Origin of the sequence: Bacillus sp. FSL M7-1020 (genome assembly GCF_038050415.1) — a bacterium.
GTDB classification, from domain to species: Bacteria; Bacillota; Bacilli; order Bacillales; family Bacillaceae_G; genus Bacillus_A; species Bacillus_A toyonensis.
Genome location: NZ_JBBOTW010000001.1, coordinates 1 through 24,858, shown reverse-complemented (window position 1 = coordinate 24,858; position 24,858 = coordinate 1). Strand labels below are relative to the sequence as shown.

Annotated in this window: 23 protein-coding genes, 4 tRNA genes and 2 riboswitches; of the genes, 6 read left to right on the top strand and 21 right to left on the bottom strand. The window is 36.6% G+C overall.

Annotated features, from left to right (window positions below):
* Positions 1-70: 70 nt before the first annotated feature.
* A riboswitch (SAM riboswitch) is annotated at positions 71-176 on the bottom strand.
* 173 nt (positions 177-349) lie between these two features.
* Complete coding sequence (locus tag MHB70_RS00135; protein ID WP_000377754.1) at positions 350-565, top strand: DUF3951 domain-containing protein; 216 nt, start codon at positions 350-352, stop codon at positions 563-565.
* A 16-nt stretch (positions 566-581) separates the two neighbouring features.
* On the opposite strand, the gene MHB70_RS00130 is transcribed toward MHB70_RS00135, so the two are convergent.
* The 6 genes from MHB70_RS00130 to MHB70_RS00105 all read right to left on the bottom strand — a co-directional run bounded on the left by MHB70_RS00130 (position 582) and on the right by MHB70_RS00105 (position 7,351).
* Complete coding sequence (locus tag MHB70_RS00130; protein ID WP_000756534.1) at positions 582-1,085, bottom strand: hypothetical protein; 504 nt, start codon at positions 1,083-1,085, stop codon at positions 582-584.
* A 249-nt stretch (positions 1,086-1,334) separates the two neighbouring features.
* Entirely contained in the window at positions 1,335-2,594 is a 1,260-nt protein-coding gene (locus MHB70_RS00125; RefSeq protein ID WP_000416911.1) for a multidrug effflux MFS transporter, read from the bottom strand.
* 118 nt (positions 2,595-2,712) lie between these two features.
* Complete coding sequence (locus tag MHB70_RS00120) at positions 2,713-4,431, bottom strand: DUF3981 domain-containing protein (protein WP_000670921.1); 1,719 nt, start codon at positions 4,429-4,431, stop codon at positions 2,713-2,715.
* A gap of 78 nt (positions 4,432-4,509) precedes the next feature.
* Positions 4,510-5,043, bottom strand: coding sequence for an MFS transporter (locus tag MHB70_RS00115; RefSeq protein ID WP_000222357.1), 534 nt, complete (start codon positions 5,041-5,043; stop codon positions 4,510-4,512).
* Positions 5,040-6,476: an FAD-binding oxidoreductase gene (locus tag MHB70_RS00110; protein WP_000746388.1), complete on the bottom strand. Its 1,437-nt coding sequence runs from the start codon at positions 6,474-6,476 to the stop codon at positions 5,040-5,042. Before MHB70_RS00110 ends, MHB70_RS00115 begins: the two co-directional genes overlap by 4 nt.
* A gap of 110 nt (positions 6,477-6,586) precedes the next feature.
* Positions 6,587-7,351 carry a DUF6612 family protein gene (locus MHB70_RS00105; protein WP_000720091.1) on the bottom strand — a complete coding sequence of 255 codons (765 nt, stop codon included), beginning with the start codon at positions 7,349-7,351 and terminating at the stop codon, positions 6,587-6,589.
* Positions 7,352-7,496: 145 nt separating this feature from the next.
* On the opposite strand from MHB70_RS00105, the gene MHB70_RS00100 reads away from it, so the two are divergent.
* From MHB70_RS00100 to MHB70_RS00085, 4 genes are all read left to right on the top strand, one after another.
* A complete protein-coding gene (locus MHB70_RS00100; RefSeq protein ID WP_000643901.1) occupies positions 7,497-8,405 on the top strand; it encodes an NAD(P)-dependent alcohol dehydrogenase in 909 nt (302 codons plus the stop codon).
* An 80-nt stretch (positions 8,406-8,485) separates the two neighbouring features.
* Positions 8,486-8,600: riboswitch (SAM riboswitch) on the top strand.
* An 84-nt stretch (positions 8,601-8,684) separates the two neighbouring features.
* Complete coding sequence (locus MHB70_RS00095; protein WP_000756963.1) at positions 8,685-9,497, top strand: MetQ/NlpA family ABC transporter substrate-binding protein; 813 nt, start codon at positions 8,685-8,687, stop codon at positions 9,495-9,497.
* A 12-nt stretch (positions 9,498-9,509) separates the two neighbouring features.
* Positions 9,510-10,550, top strand: a complete 1,041-nt coding sequence (locus MHB70_RS00090) for a methionine ABC transporter ATP-binding protein (RefSeq protein WP_061529972.1) — start codon at positions 9,510-9,512, stop codon at positions 10,548-10,550.
* Entirely contained in the window at positions 10,525-11,193 is a 669-nt protein-coding gene (locus MHB70_RS00085; protein WP_000428866.1) for a methionine ABC transporter permease, read from the top strand. The genes MHB70_RS00090 and MHB70_RS00085 overlap by 26 nt, the downstream gene beginning before the upstream one ends.
* 36 nt (positions 11,194-11,229) lie before the next feature.
* Here the strand turns inward: MHB70_RS00085 and MHB70_RS00080 are convergent, their stop codons facing one another.
* Positions 11,230-12,006: an SDR family oxidoreductase gene (locus MHB70_RS00080; protein WP_002105638.1), complete on the bottom strand. Its 777-nt coding sequence runs from the start codon at positions 12,004-12,006 to the stop codon at positions 11,230-11,232.
* 387 nt (positions 12,007-12,393) lie between these two features.
* Between MHB70_RS00080 and MHB70_RS00075 the strand changes: the two genes are divergently transcribed.
* Positions 12,394-12,900, top strand: coding sequence for a DoxX family membrane protein (locus MHB70_RS00075; protein ID WP_000236354.1), 507 nt, complete (start codon positions 12,394-12,396; stop codon positions 12,898-12,900).
* Between the two features lie 71 nt (positions 12,901-12,971).
* Here MHB70_RS00075 and MHB70_RS00070 read toward each other — a convergent pair whose 3' ends face one another.
* The 14 genes from MHB70_RS00070 to MHB70_RS00005 form a co-directional block, all read right to left on the bottom strand.
* On the bottom strand, positions 12,972-13,538 hold the full coding sequence (locus MHB70_RS00070; protein WP_000138392.1) for a DUF4256 domain-containing protein: 567 nt from the start codon (positions 13,536-13,538) through the stop codon (positions 12,972-12,974).
* A 136-nt stretch (positions 13,539-13,674) separates the two neighbouring features.
* Entirely contained in the window at positions 13,675-15,633 is a 1,959-nt protein-coding gene (locus MHB70_RS00065) for a S9 family peptidase (RefSeq protein WP_000864980.1), read from the bottom strand.
* Positions 15,634-15,659: 26 nt separating this feature from the next.
* The gene (locus MHB70_RS00060) at positions 15,660-15,833 is read right to left on the bottom strand and encodes a hypothetical protein (RefSeq protein WP_002037801.1); all 174 of its coding nucleotides are present in this window, start codon (positions 15,831-15,833) and stop codon (positions 15,660-15,662) included.
* A gap of 184 nt (positions 15,834-16,017) precedes the next feature.
* Entirely contained in the window at positions 16,018-17,820 is a 1,803-nt protein-coding gene (gene glmS / locus MHB70_RS00055) for a glutamine--fructose-6-phosphate transaminase (isomerizing) (protein WP_000334150.1), read from the bottom strand.
* Positions 17,821-17,832: 12 nt separating this feature from the next.
* Complete coding sequence (locus tag MHB70_RS00050; protein WP_033657406.1) at positions 17,833-18,018, bottom strand: hypothetical protein; 186 nt, start codon at positions 18,016-18,018, stop codon at positions 17,833-17,835.
* A 290-nt stretch (positions 18,019-18,308) separates the two neighbouring features.
* Positions 18,309-19,652: a phosphoglucosamine mutase gene (glmM, locus tag MHB70_RS00045; RefSeq protein ID WP_000521472.1), complete on the bottom strand. Its 1,344-nt coding sequence runs from the start codon at positions 19,650-19,652 to the stop codon at positions 18,309-18,311.
* Complete coding sequence (locus tag MHB70_RS00040) at positions 19,645-21,114, bottom strand: CdaR family protein (RefSeq protein WP_000359586.1); 1,470 nt, start codon at positions 21,112-21,114, stop codon at positions 19,645-19,647. The genes glmM and MHB70_RS00040 overlap by 8 nt, the downstream gene beginning before the upstream one ends.
* On the bottom strand, positions 21,107-21,928 hold the full coding sequence (gene cdaA / locus MHB70_RS00035) for a diadenylate cyclase CdaA (RefSeq protein ID WP_001115710.1): 822 nt from the start codon (positions 21,926-21,928) through the stop codon (positions 21,107-21,109). Before cdaA ends, MHB70_RS00040 begins: the two co-directional genes overlap by 8 nt.
* A gap of 248 nt (positions 21,929-22,176) precedes the next feature.
* Positions 22,177-23,070 carry an arginase gene (rocF, locus tag MHB70_RS00030; protein WP_000711579.1) on the bottom strand — a complete coding sequence of 298 codons (894 nt, stop codon included), beginning with the start codon at positions 23,068-23,070 and terminating at the stop codon, positions 22,177-22,179.
* Positions 23,071-23,279: 209 nt separating this feature from the next.
* Entirely contained in the window at positions 23,280-24,425 is a 1,146-nt protein-coding gene (locus MHB70_RS00025; RefSeq protein WP_061529973.1) for a glycerate kinase, read from the bottom strand.
* Between the two features lie 117 nt (positions 24,426-24,542).
* A tRNA-Ala gene (locus tag MHB70_RS00020) sits at positions 24,543-24,615 on the bottom strand.
* 10 nt (positions 24,616-24,625) lie between these two features.
* Positions 24,626-24,697, bottom strand: a tRNA-Gly gene (locus MHB70_RS00015).
* Between the two features lie 5 nt (positions 24,698-24,702).
* Positions 24,703-24,778, bottom strand: a tRNA-Lys gene (locus tag MHB70_RS00010).
* Between the two features lie 5 nt (positions 24,779-24,783).
* Positions 24,784-24,858, bottom strand: a tRNA-Gln gene (locus MHB70_RS00005).

Genomic DNA, 24,858 nt, shown 5'->3' with positions numbered 1-24,858 from the left:
TTCTCTTTTTAGAATACAAAAAGCCTTGATCTTAAAAAATAAGATCAAGGCTTAATAAACAAAGGCCCATCACTTATCTTTCAAGACTTGCTTGCTGGAATTAGCACGGTGTTCCTATTACAGAACCCGCTGCTGAGGTGTCATAGGGCCAGTCCCTCTACCTCTCTGGATAAGTAAATTGCTATATTATTATTTGGTTCAAATTGTATATTTCGAATTATAATTCTGAAAAAATGAAAAGTCAATCAAATTGGATATATTTAGAAAAATCAGTTTTTAATGGGGCCATTTATCTAAATCGCAGTTTTTTGTTTATAATATAAAGAAATGATATTAAAGGAGCTATATGATGGATTCCTTACTTCTAGCGACTATAGGACTGCCATTAACAATTGTTATACTTGTTATCATTGGATTTTATAAACTTTTCATTAAAAAGAAAAGCATTACTTCTTTTTACACACCCTTCGATAATATTACCGGACAAACTATTTCCGAATTTCACGAAGAGCAGAAAGTGTTAGTATACGAAGATGAAGATGGTGATGGTAAGAAGAAAAAATAACCTTGCATGTGCAAGGTTATTTCTTCGTTTCTGTTTGAAAACGTTTATAGTATGTCGATGCTGTTGCAAAATTAATTTCTATATCACGAATTAATGATGAATCTTCTTCTTTAGCTAACTTCTGTAATTTTTTCATCGCTTGTTCCGATTCATTCAAGAAACCAACATATACCTCATGTTCTTGCTCTTTCGACTTCGGAACATGAATTTCTTTACGTATATTATCAATATCTTCTAACATGCTCGTTGTTACTTTTTGCACATCTTCTTTATATGCAGCATTCGTTATTTCCTTACCGCCCTTTTCCTTTGCCACTTCAAATAACTGCAGTGCTTTATTGATTTCTTTATTCATTTTTATATCATATTTTTCATGTACTGCGCTGTATTCTTTCATTTCTTCTGTTTGTTCTGTAGATTGCTCTACCTTCTCTTTCGGTTCTTTCGTATCTTTATTTCCATTACATCCCGCTAGAAGAATCATACTTCCCATTACAGCAATACCCAAAACCTTCTTCATCTCTTTTTCTCCTTTTATCTACATCTACTTCTATCTATAGTTTCTTTTATCTCCACTTGTTATTATACCGAGAACGCCCTACTTTTTACACTTAAGAGGATACCTTAATATATATACCAACATTTTTGTCACAGTATCGTCACTTTATGCAAATAACTTTTGCATCACCTTACAAAGCTGTATGAGTTATTTCAAAGAAATGAAAAAAGAGCCGATTCAAAAATATTTGAATCAACTCTTTTTTATAATTTAAGCTTCTAAATTTTGTCTTTGTTGCAGTTCAAAATGCTTTTCACTTCTTCTAGCCATAAATAGATAACATAATACAGCACCAATTTCACAAAGAGCTATCACAATACCCATCGGCAATGCCGTATTACTTCCACCAATACCTACTAATGGTGCAACAAGTGCCCCTGAAATAAACTGTAATAAGCCTAGTAAAGCTGATGCTGTTCCTGCCGCTTGTTTTTGATTTCTCATTGCTAACGAGAAGCCGGTTGTCGATACAACCCCAACACTTGATACAACAAGGAATAACGAGCATAAAACACCAATGAGACCTATTCCTAATACGATTGTAAGTAGTAGAGATAAGCCACCAACAGCGGCGATAATAATACCGGAAACAAATAATGTTTTCTCATTCACTTTTCCTGCTAAACGACCAGTAACTTGGCTGGCAATAATAATACCGATACCGTTAATCGCAAAGAATAAACTAAACTGCTGTGGTGATGCCCCGTATATATTTTGCAACACAAATGGTGATCCCGAAATGTAGGCAAACATTGCCGCTGTTACTAATCCTTGTGACAATGCATATCCCATAAACAAGCGATCTTTCAGAAGCTTTCCGTATGTCGCCAATGTTCCTGACAAACCACCTGTCTCTCTTTCTTCAGGAGGTAATGTTTCACGTAATACGAAAGTAGCCGAGATTAACATAAATACACTAATTGCTCCAAGAACGATAAAAACACCACGCCACGTTGTAAACTGTAATAATTGCCCCCCGATAATCGGGGCCAAAATAGGTGCTGCTCCGTTTACTAACATAAGTAGTGAGAAAAACTTCGTCATTTCAGAACCTGAGTACATATCTCTTACCATTGCACGGGATATAACGATACCAGCAGAGCCCGAAGCGCCTTGTAAGAAACGTAAAAGCACTAAAGTCCAAATAGACGGTGCTACAGCACAAAGTAATGAAGAAGCAACATAAATAATAAGAGCAATAATAAGAGGTTTGCGCCTTCCGTAAATATCACTAATTGAACCGACAAATAATTGTCCTACTGAAAGCCCAAGTAAACATGCTGTCAACGTAAGCTGCGCAAGGGATGCACCCGTTTGTAAATCATCCGTTAATTTCGGTAACGAAGGCAAATACATATCAATAGATAACGGCCCAATCGCCGTAAGTGTTCCTAATACAAGAATCATCCATAACCTGTTCATCTTTACAGGTTTATATATTTCGTGATTAACTTCATTCACTTTTTCCATTCACCCTTTCGTATTCATATTGAATCGTAACAATTATAGTTACAACATAAACATACGTCAAGTATAGCGCATTTTCCTCTTTCATAATGTAAAAAAAAGCGATAGAAATTCTATCGCTTTACTTTTTCAAGTTGCTATTTGTAAATTTAGATACGGAAGACATCGCCTCTCCTGTATCTAAGTATGTGATTTGAATTGGATCTCCCACTTCTGTAAACATAGCATATGGGAATTTTTTCGCAGGTATCATAAATACTTTTTGTTCATTTTCTAACAGTACATACACAATTGTATTTTCACCTGATTTTTCTTTATATACTCGCTGTACAATACCTTCTTTTTGCGCTTCTTTTCCACTCGAAGTTGGTCTAAATGAATCTCCACTCCCGCTTAGCGCATTTTTATAATTTTCAAGAGCTTCTTTTTGCGTCGAACCTGTTGCAAATATTTTTGCATTAGAAGCATAGATGACAGTATGGGCACGTACTAATCCCCCGTCATCAATAACAGGTACAATCCAAGAAGGTTTACCGTACACGTTATAAATAACCGGCATCGTTCCATGCCATTTCTCTCTTTTAAAGGAATTATCCACCACTTCTGAAGCAGCTGAACCATCCATAATTCCCTTTACTTCTTTTCCGTTATAGTAATACAACTTACCTGTACGTGCATCAATAAGTGAATAACCTAACGCAGAATCTACTCCTTCTTTTGGAGAGGTGAAATCAGTAAAGTAATATAGCGTTCCATCCTTACCGAAGATTGGTGTCACTCCTTCTTTCGTCCCCCACTCAGTCGGAATCTTCATATCAGTTTGCGAGAATTTTGTATTCCAAAATCCGTGAATATATTTACCGAAATACGTATTTAATGTAGATGCGGTCTCATGATTCAATACACCATCAACAAATTTAGGTGCCTTTCCTTTATCATATCTTTTCACTTCACCTGTTTGTGCATCTACTACAACAACACCCTCTACCTCAAATCCAGATCTCCCTGAAATAAATTCACCATATGTCATTGTATAATACGGTTTCCCTTTATCATCAACTTCAAATTTAGGTTTCCCTTTAAAGATTAAATTTGGTTCGGATTTTCGTACGACACGCTCTAAATTATTCCCGAAAAACATGCTTGGCACGTATTTCATCTTATAACCGAGATGCAGTTTCGCTTCGGCATCAGGGTTCGTACCTGACATCGTTACGTACCCTGGAATTGTTTCAGCTTTACGTGCTTTAAAAAATCCTGAAACTTCAATCGGCGCTACATATAAAGCCTCACCGTTTACCATTTGTGGCGTTAATTCTCCTAGCTCAAAATAAGCTACTTTCGGAATATCCCCAAATACTTTTTTCATCTTATTCTCCGCTGTCTTTGGCGGCACTGTAAACGGCTGATCATTTTCAGTAAATGGCTCTGAAATATCTTTCTCTACCTTAACAACAGAATCATATTTCTTTTGCGTGATTACTATATCGTGCAAATAACCAAAATAGCCGTAACTTGCAAGTAAAACAAACATTAGAAGACCTTTTAATGTACCTTCTAATTTCCCTATCTGATCTTGTGAAAATAAAACAAGCCCAATTAAAATTGCTACTGCAACAGAATAATGAGTAAGAATCGAATCTGCTCGATCATCAATTAGCCAAAAATATTCATAGATTGCAATACCTATCCAAAATAAAACAGGAATAACTAAAATGGATGATTTCTTACCCTTTACAACCTTCTCATCCCCCTTCTTATCCACTGCTCGAAGTTTACTACCGCTTCTTGTCCATGGAATCAAAAACAAAGTGAGAATAACTAAAACTAAAAATTTCATCAAAGGCAATGTCCCCTTTTCTTTTGTCTTCCCTTTTAGTATAACAAACAAAGGGTATTTAGGTAAAAATAGGAATGGTTATATTTTTTTACTACTTAATACAACTCCACTTACTACATATAAGATAGATGCAATATAAAAAATCGTACCAATCGTAAAGAAATCTACTAAATACCCCGTTACAATAATCGCTACTGCGCCTCCAATTGATGTCCACACATGGTATTTTCCAATCTCATAACCAGCCTTTTCCTGCACAACCTTTCGTGCTAACGACGTTTTCTCAGTATTACGCTGCACAGCACCTAAAACTCCCATTACAACTTGAAGAATATACACATGCCAGACTTCCGTTGCAATTGGAAAACAAAGCATTAATATCGCCATGGACCAAGCGTATATTATTAATAATTTTTGATCACCTACTCTATCAGACGCCTTCCCTACTAACGGATATACAAGTGCTGAAGTTAATGCAAATAAGCCATAAGCCCACCCAAACTGTGAGAAGCTATTTCCAACATTCCGAAGCAATAGAATGTAAAAAGGAAATACCATACTTCCTGCCATCATAATGATGCTTTGTGAGGCTACAAATCTTCTATATGTCATTTCGTATACTCCCTATAAAATAAATTCACAAATCTCTCTTCTGGATCCACTTCCTTCTTCTTCTGAAGAAATTCTTCTATACGAGGATATGCTTTCTTTAGCTGTTCTTTCGTTGGATAAGAATAATACGGTAAATAATAACTACCGTTATGTTTTAAAGTAACATCAATCATCTTCCGAATGACATCCTCTGTTTTCTTCACCTCACTCTCGGAGCGTCCTTGGTTAATTAAAAGCACCAGTGCAAACATATCATCTTTTGCATAGGATAAAACTGCATTTTCATTCTTTTCCACGTAACGAATCGTAATATTGAGCAAGTTCAGTTCTTCTTCACTTAATACGGCACGTAAATCATCTATATATTCCGTGAAGGAATCTATAGGCACAAAGTATTCTTGTAGCACTTCTGTAAGGTTCGGATTTTCATATTCCATAAAAGCACTATCTGATCTCATAACATTATTCCGCGTCTCAAACTGTCCATCTGTACGTTCAAAATAACTTCTTTGTATATCCCAAAATGTATTCTTTCCCCAATCACTATAACGTGATAATCCAAGCAAAAATTTCGGTGCAGCTATAATATTTTCTTCTTTTAATTCACTGTACTCTTCTCTCATATTTTGATTTTGTGCCAATGCATAATCCGTCACATACATCTCTTTTAAAAATGAGTTTGGAGCAACAGAAATACGTGCTAAGTGCATACGAACATTTTCTTCTTTTTTCACTTTCTCTTTGAAGTAAGACGTGTATTCTTTATAGTCTATCATTCTCGTATGCATTTCATATAATTCATCATCAGTTAGCTTTAATGTCACATCTAAAATGACACCAAATAACCCGTAACCACCGATGACATATGGAAATAACTCTGCATTTTCTTCTCTACTTATATTACGTACCGTGCCATCTGCCATTAACAATCTAAATGACTCTACTGTATCAATCAATGCTTCATGACGAATATCACGCCCATGTACATTTACACTTAATGAACCACCAACAGTAAAAATGTTTTGAGATTGCATCACTTGAACTGCAAGACCGTATGGATTAATTTTCTTCTGGATATCATTCCACGTGACACCACTTTGAACTGTAATCCGCTTCTTCTCTGGATCGAATGCTAATATTTTATTATACTCTTTCATATCAAGCATCGTACCGTTCGGATAGTACGTCTGTCCGCCTTGGCTATGTTGCATACCTGCAATAGAAATCTTCTCTCTAGAAACATTTGCATCTTGCACGACCTGTTTTAATGAACTTTCATCCTCAGCATGTTCAACACGTTTAATTTTCGTTGGAAGTAACTTTCCTACATCGCTCATAATGGGATGAATTAGTTGCTCTTTATATGTATTTACAGATGTTGCAAGCAACACTGTATAAGCTACAATGACCACCATCATCTTTCTTTTTTTCAAATGACACTCTCCTCTTCTACATCTTTTCCTCTTCATATTGTACCTATTTTCCTATGAAGAAAGTATACAAAAAAGAGGGTCCTTATTTTAGGTCCCCCTCATCAAAACTGTTACTTTGCTGCTGGCAATTTTATTGGGTCAAACTTTTCGTACGACGTATATTTTGCGTTCGTAATAATGTGTGCTTTATCCTTGCCATTACTACTCATAATCATGTCTATCTTTGCTGATTCATATTTAAAATCTTTTGTAATGATATATTCTGCATCCACTTCTTCTATCTTCGCATTTTGTGCTTGTAACATTTTCTTCTGCGTTTCATCCATGCTAGTTAACATACTTTCTGTTTCTTGCCCTTTTAATGTAAATTTCAGTTTATATTTATCTCCGCTTTTCTCCATCTTCATTTTATCTAAAACTACTTCCGGTACTTCTAACTTATCTATAATATCTTGAGTCGCTTTCATTCCACCAGCGTTTAATTGCTCCTCTGGTACGGTTATAACTTCTCCTGTATTAGGGTTTTTTACCTCACCAGCAACTTTACCATCCACAGTATACACTACAACATCTGTACCGGAAATATTCATTTCAGAACGAGAATTCTTTGTCTTTGGCTCTAATTGCATCTTAGCCTTTAATATGTCCATCTCTGTTCCCTCAGCTTTTACGCCTACACCATATGTCATCGTTACATGCTCTTCATTTTTAAAAGCTTCGTTCGTTTTCTTGAAAACATCCTTCGCTGCTAATTCCTTTTCTTTTTGAACTGATTCTTTTTTCGGCTCATCCGTCTTTGCTGTTTTCTCATTACTACACCCTACCCCTAGACTGATTGCAAGTACTAAACTTGAAACAAAAATAATTTTTTTCATAATGTCGCCCCCTTTCCCAAAATAATATCACCTCTTTTCCTATGAAATCTATATAATTTTTAATCTATATTCTCTATATAGAGACATGTTTAATGAAGATCTTAAATATGATGTAAATAATAACAACTCATTTCAGGAGGTTATTATGAAGGCGATTATTTGTACACAATATGGACCACCAAACGTTCTCCAGCTTCAAAATGTAGAAAAACCTAAACCTAAAAAGAACGAAGTATTAGTTAAAATTCGCGCAACAAGTGTATCGACTGGAGATTGTAGAATACGTGGCTTTAATAGTCCCCTCTTATTTTGGGTTCCTATGCGGATCATATTAGGTTTTAGAAAACCGAGAAAACCTATACTCGGCGTAGAGTTATCCGGTGAAATCGAAGAAATTGGAACAGATGTAACTCAATTTAAAAAAGGAGACCCAGTTTTTGCATTAACAGAACTAAACCTTGGTGGTTATGCCGAATACACATGCGTGCATGAAAGTGGATTAATAGCATTAAAACCTACCAATGTGACATATGAAGAAGCTGCCGTTATTCCTTTTGGCGGAACTTCAGCATTGCATTTTCTGAGGAAGGGCCGTATAAAAAAAGGGCAACAAGTGCTCATATACGGCGCCTCTGGATCAGTAGGAACAGCTGCTGTACAACTTGCTAAATATTTCGGCGCGACCGTTACAGCTGTTTGTAGTAATTCAAATTTTGAACTAGTGCAATCTTTAGGGACTGATAAAGTAATTGATTATATGAAAGAAGATTTTACTAAACAGGGCGAGAACTACGATATTATATTTGATGCAGTTGGAAAATATAAAAAGTCTCTTTGTACAGACGCATTAATGCCTAATGGAAAATATGTATCTGTTAACGGAATGATGGCAAAGGTCAGTAAAGAAGATATGAACCTACTAAAACAACTAGTTGAAACAGAAAAGCTAAAACCTGTTATTGATAGAACTTACCGATTAGAAGAAGTTGCAGAAGCCCATACGTATGTAGAAATGGGCCATAAGAAAGGAAACGTTTCGATTACCTTAAAATAAAATATATTCAGAAAATAAAGTTGACAATTCCTTTTGTTAGATTTACTATTAGTACCATATTTAAAAACTACATATACATACTCTTATCAAGAGTGGCGGAGGGACTGGCCCGATGATGCCCGGCAACCGAGCTTATAACGTATAAGCTAAGGTGCTAATTCCTGCAAAACGAGTTTTCGTTTTGGAAGATAAGAGAGGAACCTATTTCGTCTATTCGGCACCTCTCTTATTTTGAGAGGTGCTTTTTATTTTGGAACGTATATTAAGGGGGAATTATAGATGAAGAAAGTATTATTGAGCATTGTAAGCGGAGCAGTACTATTATTAGGCGCATGTGGCGCAAATTCAGATAAAGATGTAAAAATATTAGACGAGAAAAAGATTACTGTCGGTGTAACAGGTGGACCACATGAACAAATTTTTGAGAAGATTAAAGAAGTTGCGGCAAAAGACGGTCTCGACATTGATATAAAAATATTTAATGATTACGTAGCACCAAACGTTTCGTTAGATGAAAAAAGTCTTGATGTAAATAGCTATCAAACGAAATCATATTTAGATGTATTTAAAGCCGAACGCAATATGAAATTAACTGAAGTATTTTCAACAGTAACATTCCCAATGGGCGTATATTCTAAAAGCTTAAAAGATGTAAAAGAATTAAAAGAGGGCGATGCAATCGCTGTACCAAATGACCCAACGAATGAACTTCGAGCTTTAAAATTATTTGAAAAAGCAGGGGTTTTAAAAGTTGATCCAAAGGCTACAGAAAAAGCGACTGCAAAGGATGTAATTGAAAACCCGAAAAATTTAAAGATTGTTGAATTAGAAGCTTCTCAATTACCAACGCAATTAAGTGAAGTGAAAGCAGCTGCAATTAACACAAACTTTGCATTAGGTGCAAAACTAAATCCAGCGAAAGATTCCATTTTCCGCGAAGGAAAAGATTCACCATACGTGAACTGGGTCGTTGTTCGTACTGAAAATAAAGATGATGCTGTTGTAAGTAAATTAAAGAAAGCTTATCAATCTAAAGAAGTAAAAGAATTTATCGAGAAAAAATTTGATGGTTCAGTTTTACCATCTTGGTAGGAGCTGACGATAATGATTGAATTAAAAAACGTCTCCAAAGTATTTACAACAAAAAAAGGGACTGTTGAGGCTCTTAAGTCTACTTCCCTTAAAGTAGAAAAAGGCGAGGTATTTGGAATCATTGGGTATAGCGGCGCTGGTAAAAGCACATTAATTCGCTGTGTAAATTTATTAGAAAAACCAACGACAGGAAACATCATCGTAAACAACCAAAACTTAACCACTTTATCAACAAAAGAACTAGCAAAAGCGAGGCAAAAAATCGGAATGATTTTTCAAGGATTCAATTTACTTAAAACTGTTACCGTTTATGAAAATATCGCATTGCCGTTACGCCTTGCTGGCATTCCAAAAGCGGAAATTGAAAAAAGAGTAGAAAAATATTTACGCATCGTGGATCTTTTTAACCGTAAAGATGCTTATCCAAGCGAACTTTCTGGCGGCCAGAAACAACGTGTTGCCATCGCTCGTTCACTATCACATGAACCAGAGGTTTTATTAAGTGATGAAGCAACGAGCGCATTAGATCCAGAAACAACTGATTCTATTCTTGATTTATTACTAAAAATTAATGAAGAAATTGGCATCACGATTTTACTCATTACACATGAAATGAATGTCATCCAGCGTATTTGTGACCAGGTTGCCGTTATGGAGCATGGATCTGTAGTCGAAAGTGGGACTGCGAAAGACATTTTTACAAATCCACAAAATGTAACAACGAAGAAGTTTGTAAATAGCGCATTTGCAGCTAAAATTCCAGAAGAAGTACAAAAAGAACTACAAACTACTGGTGAAATTGTAACACTTTCTTTTATAGGAAGTTCTTCAGGAGAACCAGCACTAGCTTTCGCCACAAAACATTTCCAAGTATATCCAAATATTTTATCCGGTAATATTACGCAGCTAAAACATGAGGCATATGGGAAACTTGTCGTTCATATGCAAGGTGAAAAAAATGAAGTAAACCGTGCTTTAGCATTCTTACAAGAGAGAGGTATCATCGTAGAGGGAGGGAAAACAGACTATGGAAAACAAGTCCTTTTTGGATGAATGGGGTGAAGTCATATGGGAAGCAACAATTCAAACATTTCAAATGACATCTATTTCATTACTTATCTCTATCCTTATCGCATTACCGCTCGGCGTTACACTTGTTTTGACGAGACCCGGTGGACAGCGAGAAAATAAACTTATCTATCCTATTCTTAATACAGTTATTAATGTCATTCGCTCTCTTCCATTTATCATTCTATTATTCTTCATTTTACCTTTTACGAAGTTCCTAATGGGAACATCCATTGGCGTGCAAGGTGTTATCGTACCACTTGTCGTCTTCACAGCTCCTTATATTGCACGCTTAATGGAGACAGCTTTACTAGAAGTGGATCGTGGTGTTATTGAAGCTTACCAAGCAATGGGAGTCTCTACTATAAAAATCATTTGGCACGTCATGGTTAAAGAAGCACGCCCATCTCTTGTGCTCGGATTAACGATCGCAACAATCGGCTTAATTGGTGCAACAGCGATGGCTGGTCTTGTAGGGGCTGGCGGGCTAGGGGACTTGGCATATCGCTTCGGACATTTACGCTATGAACCTGAAGTAATGTATGCAACCGTCTTTATTTTAATTATCCTCGTTCAAGGATTACAATCTTTAGGGAATGGTGTTGCACGAAGATTGAAGAAAGATTAGAAAGAAGGCATCTCACCGAAAGGAGATGCCTTCTTTTTACCTTTTAAATCCACCTTCCGAATGAATCACTTGTCCCGTAATCCACTCTGCTTCTTCACTTACTAAAAACTTTATGAGTCTAGCTGCATCCTTTGGCTCACCAATTCTGCCCAGAGGAAACATCGGCTTTAATCCTTGCTTTATCTCTTCAGTCATCCATCCTGTACTAGTTGGACCTGGGTTAATTGCATTCACTGTTATTCCTAAATGGGCTACTTCTGCTGACAACGTACTGGTAAGAGCATCAATAGCTCCTTTCGTTGTTGCATACGCCAGTTCTCCTGCCATAGGCCCTTGAAATTGCCCCGAAGTCATATTCACAATTCTACCACCAAATTTCTTATCAAATCCTCGGGCAAATTGACTACTTAACAATGTAGTCGCACGAACATTTACCATGTAATGCTTATCCAGCTCTTCAGCAGACAAATTAGAGAAATCATTATTCGTAGAATATGCTGCATTATTAATTAATATATGAGGGTAGCCTAGTTGTTCAGTAACCCTATTTATAAGCTCTTTCGGTGCATCATTTTGAGTTAAATCTAACTCCATGCTCGATACTTTAACACCTTTTTGTATTAGCTCTTCTTTTAATTGTATTTGTTCATTTTGCTCAACGCCCCAAGGCATCTCTTTATCGTAAGCTGTCCAATACGTAAAAAATATATCGTATCCAGCCTCTGCTAACTCTGTGCAAATAGCTGCTCCTATACCGTCTAGACGACTTACACCTGTAACAACTGCTACTTTATTTTTTAATTGATTCATCATATACTCCTCCAATTTTAAAGGACGCATATTTTATATGAGAGATATAAATTTCCCCACAAAAAAGATAGATACATAATAGGCCTATCCTTACCGAAGGAATGACTACGCCAAATATGCAGTCCTTGAATGATTTACAGATAGCTAAATAAACCCTCACTTATGAGAGAAAAATAATCTATCCAATTGCTAATCATTACAAGTTCATCCACATATCTAGTCTTTGCCTCCTTTTGATATATCTCTATTATTAGTCTATCAAAAAAGATGAAATGTTACAAAAAATAAAACAATTACTCACAACATATATTCGTTCACATTTCCTCCATTGTGAATTTATTCACAATGGATATATAATAAACATGTAAATACAATATTGGAGGGATTTCAATGGTTATCAATTTTTTAAGAACTGATAAACGTGCTACTTTCATATTATTACTTTTACGTCTTTACATAGGATATTCTTGGATTACTGCTGGAATAGGGAAAGTTTTAGGACAATCTTTTGATGCCAGCGGTTTCCTCAAAGGCGCCATCGCCCAAGCATCAGGCGATCACCCCGCAGTACAAGGCTGGTGGGCGGATTTCCTTCAAAACTTTGTTCTTCCGCACGCAGACTTATTTAGCTTTTTCGTACAATGGGGGGAAATCTTAGTAGGTTTAGGTTTAATTTTAGGTGGATTAACAAAAACTGCTGCATTCTTTGGAATCATAATGAATCTTTCATTCTTATTAAGTGGAACTGTTAGTGTAAACCCAAACATGCTTGTTTTAACTATGTTCATTTTAATTGCAGGTCATAATGCTGGACGTATTGGATTAGACGGTTATGTTTTCCCTAAACTTTTCCGGAAAAACAACCACGAAACATATAAATTAAGTAAAACTGCGTAGTAACAGTTTACTTTTAAAATATAAGTAAGAAAAGAGCCTAAGTATAGGCTCTTTTCTTACTTACTCCAAATTTAAACTCTTAACGAACCGCGAAACCCTCTAGCAGCATAATAGGAATCTGCTCCATTGTGGTACACAAAAACGTGTCCAAAGCGATAATCGCAAAATAGAGCGCCACCGAGTTCGCGAATATCTGAAGGCGTTTGTACCCAGCTTGATGATTTCATATCGAAATCCCCAATTTGTTGCAAATCTCGATATTGTTCTTCAGTTAATAATTCAATGCCCATAGCAGTTGCCACATCAATGACATTATTTTCTGGTTTATGTTTTTTTCTTGACTCTAACGCTTCAAGATCATAACAAAGACTTCTGCGGCCTTTAGGACTCTCCTTTGAACAATCATAGAAAGTATACTCGTCCTTCTCTTTATCATAACCAACAACATCCGGCTCACCGCCAGTTACTTCCATTTCATTAAGTGACCATAATTTCTCAGCATTAACATCCAGCTTCGCTTCAACTTTAGCCCATTCAAGACCTTCATGACGATTCATATTCTTCTCAAAACGAGCTTTCAATACTTTGAATAATTCTTCACGCTGTTCTACTGGTAACACATTTTTATTTTCTGTCATATTAGTCCTCCGAATTACATTTCCTTATAATCATAATGGTTTGCATGCAGTTTACAACAAATTATATAATTTGTTGTATCTCTTTTTCAACAATATGACCCGATTGTACAACGAAAAATCCCTGTACGAATATCCATTATATAGTACGAAAGCCCTCCATACTTTCTCCAAGAATATAATGTGAAAACCACATCAAGTTCTGCTTCATAATAGCTACTCTCATTCCTGGCTGATCAGAACTATATGCCATTCCTTTAAATATAATTAATTCTGTATCAACTTCCATATCTCTTAATCCTTCATATAGCTCATATGCATTTGTAGTTGGAATTCTTGCATCCTTTTCCCCATGTTGAATTAAGGTAGGCGTACAAGCTGATTTAATATATGTCATTGGTGATGTCTTCGTATAGATCCCCGGATCATTCCATGGAGTATTTCCTAAATACATTCTAATAAAGTAAGGGATATCTGTATTTACATAATGGGTACTCCAGTTCGTAATTCCGCCCCCAACTGAAATAGCTTTAAATCTACTACTAAATGTAGAACAGAAAGCTGATATATATCCTCCGTTACTCCATCCCATAACTCCTACTGTATCTTTATCTACAATCCCTTGATCAACTAGTTTATCCACCCCTGATATAACATCATCATAGTCAGCGATTCCCTGTTTTCTGTAGTTTGCTTTTAAGAATTCATTACCATAACCTGAACTTCCTCTGTAGTTTGGCTCTAAAACGATAAAGCCTTTTTCGATAAACTGTTCAATCGGATATTTCTCATTGAAGCTGTCTGAAAATATCGGAAAGGATGCCCAAGCCGGACCACCATGAATTACTACTAATAAAGGATATTTTTTATTTGAGTCAAACTCTGCTGGGGTTGATAACACACCCTCAATTTCAAGGCCATCTCTACTTTTCCATGAGATGATTTCCCTATTACTTTTAAGCTTGTCTTCGAAAAAGCTATTTTCATCCGTTATTCTTTTATCATCCAAATAGATTTCAAAGGTTTCATTTGTTATAGCCTTATTATAGGTTATATGATTTCCATCCTTTGTTATAGAGGCATCCATTATAAAGCCATCTACCTTGTCGCTTAATGCTTCCACAGTGCCATCTTCAGCTAGTAATCCAATACGATAATTCGTTTTATCCTGCCATCTAATTAAAATTCCTTTAGCTGTCCACTGTAATGGCGTAACCGTACTATCAAAATTTGTTAGAGGCTGAATTACCTCTCCAGTATTCATATCATATATCTCTAATGTATTATCTTGTATATGATTTCTATAGTAATCCTTCTCTCTTATGCTTGCTGAGTAACATATTTTATCGCCCTCAGGAGAAAAGCAGATGCTCGCTCCTAACAACGTATCTATATTCATCTTTTGTAGTTCCCCAGCTTCAACATCTAATATATATATATCACCATTCATATAATCGTTTAGGCTTGGTGTAGCCATACATACAACCTTTTTCCCATTATTTGAAATATCAAAGTTATGTATATAAAAATCCTTACCGTCCGTTAGTTGATAAACACCGCTAACCTTCCGTTCCTGTTTATCATTTTGTTTCACTTTTTCTATTTCAATGTAGTATAAACAATTATTCTGATGTTCCTTACCTACATGATGGAAATCTCCATATCGTTCCTTACGTTTCTTTATCTCCTCACATTCTTTTGACTGTGCAATATAATAAAAACCTTTACCAGTAGGCTCCCATTTGAAATTACTGACTCCTTCTTTCTCATCAGTAATTTGAACCTCACTATAGCCGTCTAGTGACTTAAAAAAGATCTGATTTTTCCCATCTCCAACAGGGCTAAGATATGCGATACCCTTAGAATCTGGAGACCATAATGGATGTGTACTATCTATATCTCCAATTGTTAATGGGTAACTCTTCCCCTTTTCCTTTTCATATATCCATACATGGTTTCTATATGTATTGTCTTTCCAGTTAGCTGTCTTTTTAACAAACGCTACATTTTTGCCATCATCACTTATATTTGTACTTGATAAGGCCGGTAATGAAATAATCTCTTCTATACTTAAATATGTTTTTTCTTTCACTTTCATTAATAAACACCCCTCGTCATGTCTAGTCAATTAATGCATCTATACTCCCAAGATTCCCGTTCAATTGGATCAGCTAGGTGTTTCATTCCAAGCTCTTCAGCAATAACAATCGTCTTTTCTTGTAGTAATAAAGAAAACTGTTCATGAATACTTAAAATATTACTAGAAAATTCAGATAAACAAAAGTGATTTCGTTCCAAATCCGATAAAGTGAACCTTTAATCAGTAGGGCTTCTGTCCATTCCCACTGCTAGTTCCTCGCTCCTCTTTAATCCACTTATCGATTTTAAATGTTCTCTTTCTTTTGGACACAAAAACACCCCTTTAGATAAAAATATCCAAAGGGGTGAGGCTTCACAAATTTATTTCAAATCTACCAACCTTCTACTCAACCGTAACAGATTTAGCTAAGTTACGTGGCTTATCAACGTCACACTCGCGGTGAAGTGCTGCGTAGTATGAGATAAGTTGTAATGGAATAACTGCTACTAGCGGTGCTAGTGCTTCGTGTACAGCTGGTAATACGAAGCTGTCTCCTTCCATTTCTAAGCCTTTCATTGAGATGATACATGGGTTAGCTCCGCGTGCTACTACTTCTTTCACGTTACCACGAATTCCAAGGTTTACGTGCTCTTGTGTAGCAAGTGCGATAACTGGTGTACCATTTTCGATTAAAGCGATTGTACCGTGTTTTAATTCTCCTCCAGCAAATCCTTCTGCTTGGATGTAAGAGATTTCTTTTAGTTTTAACGCACCTTCTAATCCTACGTAGAAGTCTACGCTACGTCCGATGAAGAAACAGTTACGCGTTGTTGCTAAAAATTGTTTTGCTAATGCGTCCATTTCTTCTTTTTGATCACAAAGTTCTATCATTGCATTTGCTACAATTCCTAGTTCGTGTGTTAAGTCGAAATCAAGAACTTCACCTTTTGCTTTAGCAATGTCAGCCGCTAAGATTGAAAGTACTGCAAGTTGTGCTGTGTAAGCTTTCGTTGATGCAACCGCAATTTCTGGTCCAGCGTATAGTGGAAGTGTATAGTCAGCTTCACGAGAAAGCGTAGAACCAGGTACGTTTGTAATTGTTAATGCTTTATGACCCATTTCATTTGTTTGCACAAGTACTGCACGGCTATCAGCTGTTTCACCACTTTGTGAAATGTAAATGAAGAATGGTCTTTCTGTTAATAATGGCATGTTGTAAGAGAATTCACTTGCTACGTGTACTTCAACTGGTGTTTTTGCAAACTTCTCGATAAATTGTTTTCCAACAAGACCTGCATGATAACTCGTTCCACATGCAATGATGTAAATACGATCGCTATCTAAAATCGCGTTGCGGATATCTTGATCTAATTCAATTTCGCCATTTTCATCTTGATACTTTTGAATAATATTACGGATTACAAGTGGTTGCTCATCAATTTCTTTAAGCATGAAATGAGGATATGTTCCCTTTTCAATGTCACTTGCATCTAATTCCGCTGTAAACGGTGCACGTTCAATCGTTTCACCTTGTAAGTTTTTAATTGTAATGCTTTCTTTCGTTACGATTACGATTTCTTTATCCATTAACTCAATAAATTGATCTGTAACTTGTAACATCGCCATAGCGTCGCTCGCCACAACATTAAAGTTGTCACCAACACCTACTAATAGCGGGCTTTTGTTTTTAGCAACATAAATCATGTTTGGATTTTCAGCATCAAGTAATCCGATTGCATAAGAGCCATGTAAAAGAGATAGCGTATTACGGAACGCTTCTTCTACACTTAATCCTGTGCTCACTTGTTGTTCCATAAGCTGTACGATAATTTCTGTATCTGTTTCACTTACGAACGTTACATCTTGTAAATATTCCTTTTTCACTAATTCATAGTTTTCAATTACACCGTTATGAACTAGTGTAAAGCGCTTTGATGTACTTTGATGCGGATGCGCGTTTACCTTACTTGGAACACCGTGTGTAGCCCAGCGTGTATGTCCGATACCTACGCTTGCTGCTACGTTCTCATCTACGATTTCGCGAAGTTTTGCAATACGGCCTTTTTCTTTGTACACAACAACACCGTTCTCTGCTTGTACTGCAATACCTGCTGAATCATATCCACGATATTCTAGTTTTTCTAAACCTTTTAATAAAATTTCCTTTGCATCTTGTTCTCCAATAAATCCTACGATTCCACACATGTTTAGTCGCCGTTACAAATGCTTACACTGCTTTGCGAACATGTAACGACATAGTCCGATACCATTTTTATTTATACTAAAAAACGGATTACATATTGCTAGCCCTGTAAGCTTGTAACGGCTTTCACCTTCCTCTCGATTGGGTTTAAGTCCGTATATACTTATACAGCTAGTTTTCATCCGTTCCTTTTCTCTCATCACACTTTCACCTTTGTCCATTAAGTCACCTTAATGATTTAAGTAAAAGCTTGCGGTTATGATGAACAACCGGGAGTCATCCGCCGAAATCTCGATAAAACTCCACCTCGTCAACTACACTACTTGTAGTTCTGGCGCTTTTATAATTTACAACATTTACTTTGAGAAAAAGAACAAGACAATCTTATAACAAACATTATAAACCGTCAATGAAATTTTTTTCATCGTCTTTAAAACATATGAAAAAGGAGCACTTCTTGTGCTCCTTTTAAAATAAATTCAACAAATTATTAAGCGCCAACTTCAGCTTTAACAACTTCTACAATACGATGTACATATGCATTACAAACTTCTTGTGTCGGTGCTTCTGCCATTACACGAATAAGCGGTTCTGTTCCAGATGGACGCACAAGAATGCGGCCATCACCGTTCATTTCTTCTTCTACAACACGAATAATTTCTTTAATTTTTTCATTTTCTAATGCTAATTTTTTATCTGTTACACGAACATTTACTAGTAATTGTGGGAATTTCGTCATTTCTCCTGCAAGCTCAGATAATGGCTTTTTCGTCATTTTCATGATGTTTACAAGTTGAAGTGCACTTAACATTCCATCACCAGTTGTAATGTAATCAAGTAAGATAATGTGACCTGATTGTTCTCCGCCTAAGTTGTAACCACCGCGTTTCATTTCTTCCATTACGTAGCGATCACCAACTGCAGTTTTGTCACTTGTAATATTGTTTGCTTCAAGTGCTTTGTAGAAACCTAAGTTACTCATAACAGTTGAAACAACTGTATTGTGCTTTAGTTGGCCAGTTTCTTTCATGTACTTCGCACAAATAAACATAATTTGATCGCCATCAACGATGTTTCCTTTTTCATCTACAGCGATTAAACGGTCACCATCACCATCAAAAGCAAGACCGATATCAGCACCTTTTTCTTTCACTAATTCTGCTAGGCCTTCAGGATGCGTAGAACCTACTCCAGCATTAATATTCATACCATTCGGTGAAGTTCCCATTGTTGAAATATCAGCTTCTAAATCCGCAAATAAGTACGGCGCTAAAGAAGACGTTGCACCATGTGCACAATCTAAAGCGATATGTAAACCAGAGAAATCTTCTTCTACAGTTTGTTTAATGTATTGTAAATACTTTTGTCCACCTTCAAAGTAATCGCTCACTTGTCCAAGGTTAGTACCTGTTGGACGTGGCAATTCATCAACTTCTTTGTCTAATAAAGCTTCGATTTCTGCTTCTTGCTCATCTGTTAATTTAAAACCGTCTGAACCGAAGAATTTAATTCCGTTATCTTGTACCGGATTATGAGATGCAGAAATCATCACACCCGCTTGTGCACCTAACGCCTTTGTTAAATAAGCAACACCCGGTGTAGAAATAACACCAAGGCGCATTACTTCTGCTCCAGTTGATAATAGACCTGCTACTAAAGCTCCTTCTAACATATGACCAGATACACGTGTATCACGACCGATAATTACTTTTGGACGATCTGTATCTTTTGTTAATACATAACCACCAAAACGTCCAATTTTGAAAGCTAATTCAGGTGTTAATTCCTCATTCGCAACTCCACGTACTCCATCTGTACCAAAATATTTACCCATTATGATTCGCTCCTTTTTCTTGCTCTTTTTGATTATCTACCGTTGGTTCTTGACTAAGTTCTTTATCTTTATCTTTGTCTTTTTCTTTGTCCTGGTCTTTTTCTGGATTAGTTTCAGGATCTTTTGGTTTTTCAGTTTGATTATCTTGATTATTATTTGAATCTGGTTGTTCACCATTACCCTGTACTTCTTGATCTGGCTTTTCTTTCTTCACAATAGTAACTTTAGCACTTTTTTGTTTTGGCTCTATTGAAATATTACCAGGACCGCTCACTTGAATCGAAACATCCTTCGTCCCTGGCGATACATTTTGCAAATTAATTACCGCTGTTATTTGAGCAGCTGTTATTTTATCTACTATACTTGCTTCTCCTGAAATATCAACGCTTATCTTTCCATCCTGTGGCGAAAGTAGCTGAGCAGTGACATCTTTAGAAACTCCATTTTTTTGAATCGAGACACCTTCAATTGTTCTAGTTTTTGTTTGTTTTACTTTTTGTACCCCTACGGAAACCTTCACTTGATTTGGTTTAGAACTCGTTACACCCTTTGGCAATAAAACAGAGGTATCGAATGTTGTAGACTCAGTCAATTGACTAAGATCTACTTCGACCCCCTCTATCGATTGTATATTATCCAAAATATCTTTTGGACCCGCTATCGTTACTTCTCTCGGTTCAACGCTAATATTTGTAACGGCCAATCCTTCTGGTAAACTCCCCTTTTTCGTATACGTTACAGGAACAGTTTTTTCCGTATTATTGGCCGTAGCTTGCGTCGCCACATTCAACGTTACACTAATTTTAGATGGACTTGTTCTTACATTTAAACGTTTTCCTTCTTTATTGTATAATGTAACTTCAGCTGTTTTTGTAACAGTTTTATTAACACCTTTTAAATCAATATACGCCTTAGCAGATGAAATACTTTCGATTTCTTCTTTCGTCCCAACTACCTCAACAGTATCAGGTTTAATGTTTGATTTTTCGAGAGTAGCACCCGCTGGCATCTGATCCTCATTTGATAACTTTAAGTCTACATGAACATATTTTCTCGCTTTTTCATGAAGAGTAACTTTAATTGTTGATGGCTGAACTGTTCCCTTCACATCATCTGGAAGCCCGTTCGTTTTCAAAGAAACTTCATAAGTCCCTTTTGGGCTATCTCGCAAATCAACCGTTATATCAAATTGTTTTTTTGCTTTTGCTGTAGCAACTGCTGCTTTTGGGCCTTCTAACTTCACCTTAACGCCCTCTGCCGGAATACCACTTACAATATATTTATCTTCATCATACTTAAGGTTAATAGCATGATTAGTTAATGTTTCTTTCGTATCATTTGCGAAAGGTAATATACCCGATGTCGTATTCTTTTCAGTTAAAGTTGCGGACATAAAAAGCATACACGCCAATAGTAATGAGATTCCTTTTAAAAACCAATGATTCTCCATTAACTTATCCATGACGCTTTCTCCTCCAATTCCATAAAGACGAAGAAGTCGTTTTTTCGTTCCCACTAAATTCTGCTAATAACATATCCTTCAGTTGTTCTGTCTTCAAATCACGATGCAACTTACCATTTTTCGTTAAAGAAATTTGGCCTGTTTCTTCAGATACAACTACTGTAATACTATCAGTGACTTCACTAACTCCCATTGCAGCACGATGCCTTGTTCCTAACTCTTTAGAAATAAAGGGGCTTTCTGATAATGGAAGATAACAAGCCGCTGCTTTAATTGTACTTCCTTGCATAATTACGGCTCCGTCGTGAAGAGGCGTATTTGGAATGAAAATATTAATGAGTAACTCCGATGATACATTTGCATTTAACGGAATACCCGTTTCCACATAATCACCCATTCCGGTCTCTTTTGACAACGTAATTAATGCACCAATTCTACGTTTTCCCATATATTCCGTTGCTTTTGCTATCGATGTTGCAACAATTTCAGGTTCATCATCCTCCTGAGTTCCAACACGCGAAAATAAACTTCCGCGTCCTAGCTGCTCAAGTGCTCTTCGCAATTCTGGCTGGAAGATAATAATAACAGCTAAAAATCCCCACGTTAATACTTGTTCCGTTAGCCAATAAAGCGTATGCAATTCAAGGAAAATACTAATCATCCGAACGACAATAATAACTGTAATCCCCTTTAAAAGTTGAACAGCTTTTGTCCCTCGGATTATAAGAATTAGCTTATATATAATAAACCATACAACGGCAATATCTAATACCGTACTAAGATATTTCAAAATGGTCGTATCTTCAAAAGGCATGCTAACCCTTCCTCCTACTTACGAGCAATTCTATCCATATATTGAAATATTGTTTTATGCTCTCTCTGTATGTATTTCCAACAACTAGTTAATTATACCATACATGAAACAAACGACAATTACAAACAACCCCCTTTAGATCAAATTGGTAAGATGTCAAACAATCTTATCGTACAGTATAATATAAATCATTATTATACGTCTATTTTCAAATAAAAAAAGCAACTTCTCAGTTGCTTTTCTTACATTTATTTTAGTTTTTCACCGAATAAAGAACCCATTAAAGCAACCGCGGTTGTTGCCGTTCTATTTCTCTCATCTAAAATCGTATTTACTTCAACAAACTCAGCAGATGTAACAATATCAGCTTCCGCTAACATTTCCATCGCTAAATGACTTTCACGATACGATAGACCACCAATTACAGGCGTTCCAACTCCCGGTGCATCATGAGGATCAAGACCATCTAAATCTAATGATAGATGTACACCATCAGTATGAGATAAATAAGCAATTGTTTCTTCCATAACAGCCGTCATACCCATACGATCAATTTCATGCATTGAGAATACTTTAATACCTTCATTGCGAATAAAGTCTTTTTCTCCTTCATCCAATGCACGTGCACCGATAATTACAACGTTCTCTTTTTTCACCTTTGGATATGCCCCGTATAAGTCTACAAGCGTGGGATGTCCATAGCCTAAACTTGCTGCAAGTGACATTCCATGAATATTACCAGATGGTGAAGTTTCCTCCGTATTTAAATCTCCATGTGCATCATACCAAATAACACCTAAATTTTTATAATGTTTTGCCACACCAGCTAGTGTACCAATTGCGATACTATGGTCACCACCTAATACAAGTGGAAAACGACCTTCTTCTATAATATGATCCACCTTACTTGCCAATTCATTACATACAGTCGCAACTTGTGTAAGGTTTCTTAATTTTGTATTTTCATCAACTTCTTTTTCTCTCTCTATACATATATCTCCCATATCTTTAACGTTATATCCAATTTCTTCAATTCTTTCAATTACCCCTGCATAACGGATCGCGCTCGGGCCCATATCAACTCCACGACGCATCTGTCCTAAATCCATTGGAACTCCAATAACTGAGATTTCTTTTTTCATAGATAGTATCCCCCTTTTATGCCTTCACTAAATATTTTAAATCTTTTATATACTCTGACTCAACTCGACATTTTTCTGTATGGATATACAATTTATTCACTTATATTTATGTTGAAATCCAAATCTTAAGACCATTTTATGTATAAAGTTAACTTAATGAAACAACTGCTATCATTATTATTAGATAATAATAAAAAACACTTCTACATTTAGAAGTGTTTTTTCGATGCAATTTTCCATACTGCTGCAATATTTCTTGCTGTCATTTCAATATTCTCTTTTGCCATCTTATATGCCTCGTCTAGTGCCATTGGAAAAGGCGTAATACTAAATACTGCATCGATTCCCTTTTCGTAAACAACTGGATAATTTGGAGATACCGATCCTCCTATAGCAATCACAGGAATATGAAGACGTTTCGCTCGCCCCGCGACACCAACAGGAGCCTTTCCATATGCTGTTTGTTCATCTATTCTACCTTCACCAGTTATAATTAAATCCGCATCTTCTATATGCTTATCAAAATTTGTATGATCCAATACAATTTCAATACCCTTTCGTAAGCTCCCCTTTAACACTGCAATAACAGCTGCTCCCATACCTCCTGCCGCTCCTGCACCAGGTATTTCAGATACATCCAAAGATACATATCGTTTAAGAATAGTCGCATAATGCTTTAAATTCTCATCTAGCCTTTTCAGCATCTCTACATCCCCACCCTTTTGAGCACCAAACACGAAAGATGCCCCTCTCATTCCGACTAATGGATTATTTACATCACACGCCGCTTCTATCGTTATCTCCTTTAGGCGTGAATCCATTCGTGAAAAATCAATCGTGACAATCGAATGTAATGTTCCTCCAGATGGATCTATCGCTTCACCCTTTTCATCTATAAACCTTACTCCTAAAGCCGATAACATACCTGCTCCACCATCATTTGTAGCGCTTCCTCCAAGCCCCAAAATAATATACTTAACTCCTTGGTCTAGCGCATGTAATATAAGCTCTCCTGTCCCTTTTGACGTTGTAATGAATGGATTTCGCTTTTCAACCGGTACGTGTTGTAGTCCAGATGCCGATGCCATTTCAATAAACGCTGTCTTTTTATCTGTAGAAATGCCATAAAAAGCTTGTACGCCTTCTCTAAGCGGTCCTGTCACATAAAGTGATACAACGCTTCCTCCTGTGGCATCAACAAGTGAATCAACAGTTCCTTCCCCACCATCTCCAATTGGTATTTTTACATACTCTGCTTTAGGAAAAATTGCTCCAAAACCTCTTTCAATAGCTTCACATACTTCTATAGCCTTTAGACTTTCTTTGTATGAATCAGATGCAATGACAACTTTCACAATTATCCCCCATCCTTTATTTTTACGTTTTCTTCATTTTAAACGACAAATATGAAAGTTGTCTTTTTAAACACAAAAAAAGCGTACATCATATGATGTACACTTTCTCTATTTATATGGAGCCTAGCGGGATCGAACCGCTGACCTCCTGCGTGCAAGGCAGGCGCTCTCCCAGCTGAGCTAAGGCCCCGTAGTAATAAAGCGGAAGACGGGATTCGAACCCGCGACCCCAACCTTGGCAAGGTTGTATTCTACCACTGAACTACTTCCGCGAAAATGGTGAGCCATGAAGGATTCGAACCTTCGACCCTCTGATTAAAAGTCAGATGCTCTACCAACTGAGCTAATGGCTCGTAAATGGCTGGGCTAGCTGGATTCGAACCAGCGCATGACGGAGTCAAAGTCCGTTGCCTTACCGCTTGGCTATAGCCCA

What these genes read in the sequence shown, in the direction of transcription:
- MHB70_RS00080 (WP_002105638.1), bottom strand. Translation starts at nt 12,006, where the DNA reads ATGATGAATCAATTAAAAAATAAAGTAGCAGTTGTTACAGGTGTAAGT.
- MHB70_RS00125 (WP_000416911.1), bottom strand. Translation starts at nt 2,594, where the DNA reads ATGGAAAAAGTGAATGAAGTTAATCACGAAATATATAAACCTGTAAAG.
- MHB70_RS00085 (WP_000428866.1), top strand. Translation starts at nt 10,525, where the DNA reads ATGGAAAACAAGTCCTTTTTGGATGAATGGGGTGAAGTCATATGGGAA.
- glmM (WP_000521472.1), bottom strand. Translation starts at nt 19,652, where the DNA reads ATGGGTAAATATTTTGGTACAGATGGAGTACGTGGAGTTGCGAATGAG.
- MHB70_RS00065 (WP_000864980.1), bottom strand. Translation starts at nt 15,633, where the DNA reads ATGAAAGTGAAAGAAAAAACATATTTAAGTATAGAAGAGATTATTTCA.
- glmS (WP_000334150.1), bottom strand. Translation starts at nt 17,820, where the DNA reads ATGTGTGGAATCGTAGGATTTATTGGAGAACAAGATGCAAAGGAAATT.
- MHB70_RS00050 (WP_033657406.1), bottom strand. Translation starts at nt 18,018, where the DNA reads ATGAGAGAAAAGGAACGGATGAAAACTAGCTGTATAAGTATATACGGA.
- cdaA (WP_001115710.1), bottom strand. Translation starts at nt 21,928, where the DNA reads ATGCCTTTTGAAGATACGACCATTTTGAAATATCTTAGTACGGTATTA.
- MHB70_RS00130 (WP_000756534.1), bottom strand. Translation starts at nt 1,085, where the DNA reads ATGAAGAAGGTTTTGGGTATTGCTGTAATGGGAAGTATGATTCTTCTA.
- MHB70_RS00115 (WP_000222357.1), bottom strand. Translation starts at nt 5,043, where the DNA reads ATGACATATAGAAGATTTGTAGCCTCACAAAGCATCATTATGATGGCA.
- MHB70_RS00105 (WP_000720091.1), bottom strand. Translation starts at nt 7,351, where the DNA reads ATGAAAAAAATTATTTTTGTTTCAAGTTTAGTACTTGCAATCAGTCTA.
- MHB70_RS00040 (WP_000359586.1), bottom strand. Translation starts at nt 21,114, where the DNA reads ATGGATAAGTTAATGGAGAATCATTGGTTTTTAAAAGGAATCTCATTA.
- MHB70_RS00120 (WP_000670921.1), bottom strand. Translation starts at nt 4,431, where the DNA reads ATGAAATTTTTAGTTTTAGTTATTCTCACTTTGTTTTTGATTCCATGG.
- MHB70_RS00070 (WP_000138392.1), bottom strand. Translation starts at nt 13,538, where the DNA reads ATGACAGAAAATAAAAATGTGTTACCAGTAGAACAGCGTGAAGAATTA.
- MHB70_RS00095 (WP_000756963.1), top strand. Translation starts at nt 8,685, where the DNA reads ATGAAGAAAGTATTATTGAGCATTGTAAGCGGAGCAGTACTATTATTA.
- MHB70_RS00090 (WP_061529972.1), top strand. Translation starts at nt 9,510, where the DNA reads ATGATTGAATTAAAAAACGTCTCCAAAGTATTTACAACAAAAAAAGGG.
- MHB70_RS00135 (WP_000377754.1), top strand. Translation starts at nt 350, where the DNA reads ATGGATTCCTTACTTCTAGCGACTATAGGACTGCCATTAACAATTGTT.
- MHB70_RS00075 (WP_000236354.1), top strand. Translation starts at nt 12,394, where the DNA reads ATGGTTATCAATTTTTTAAGAACTGATAAACGTGCTACTTTCATATTA.
- rocF (WP_000711579.1), bottom strand. Translation starts at nt 23,070, where the DNA reads ATGAAAAAAGAAATCTCAGTTATTGGAGTTCCAATGGATTTAGGACAG.
- MHB70_RS00100 (WP_000643901.1), top strand. Translation starts at nt 7,497, where the DNA reads ATGAAGGCGATTATTTGTACACAATATGGACCACCAAACGTTCTCCAG.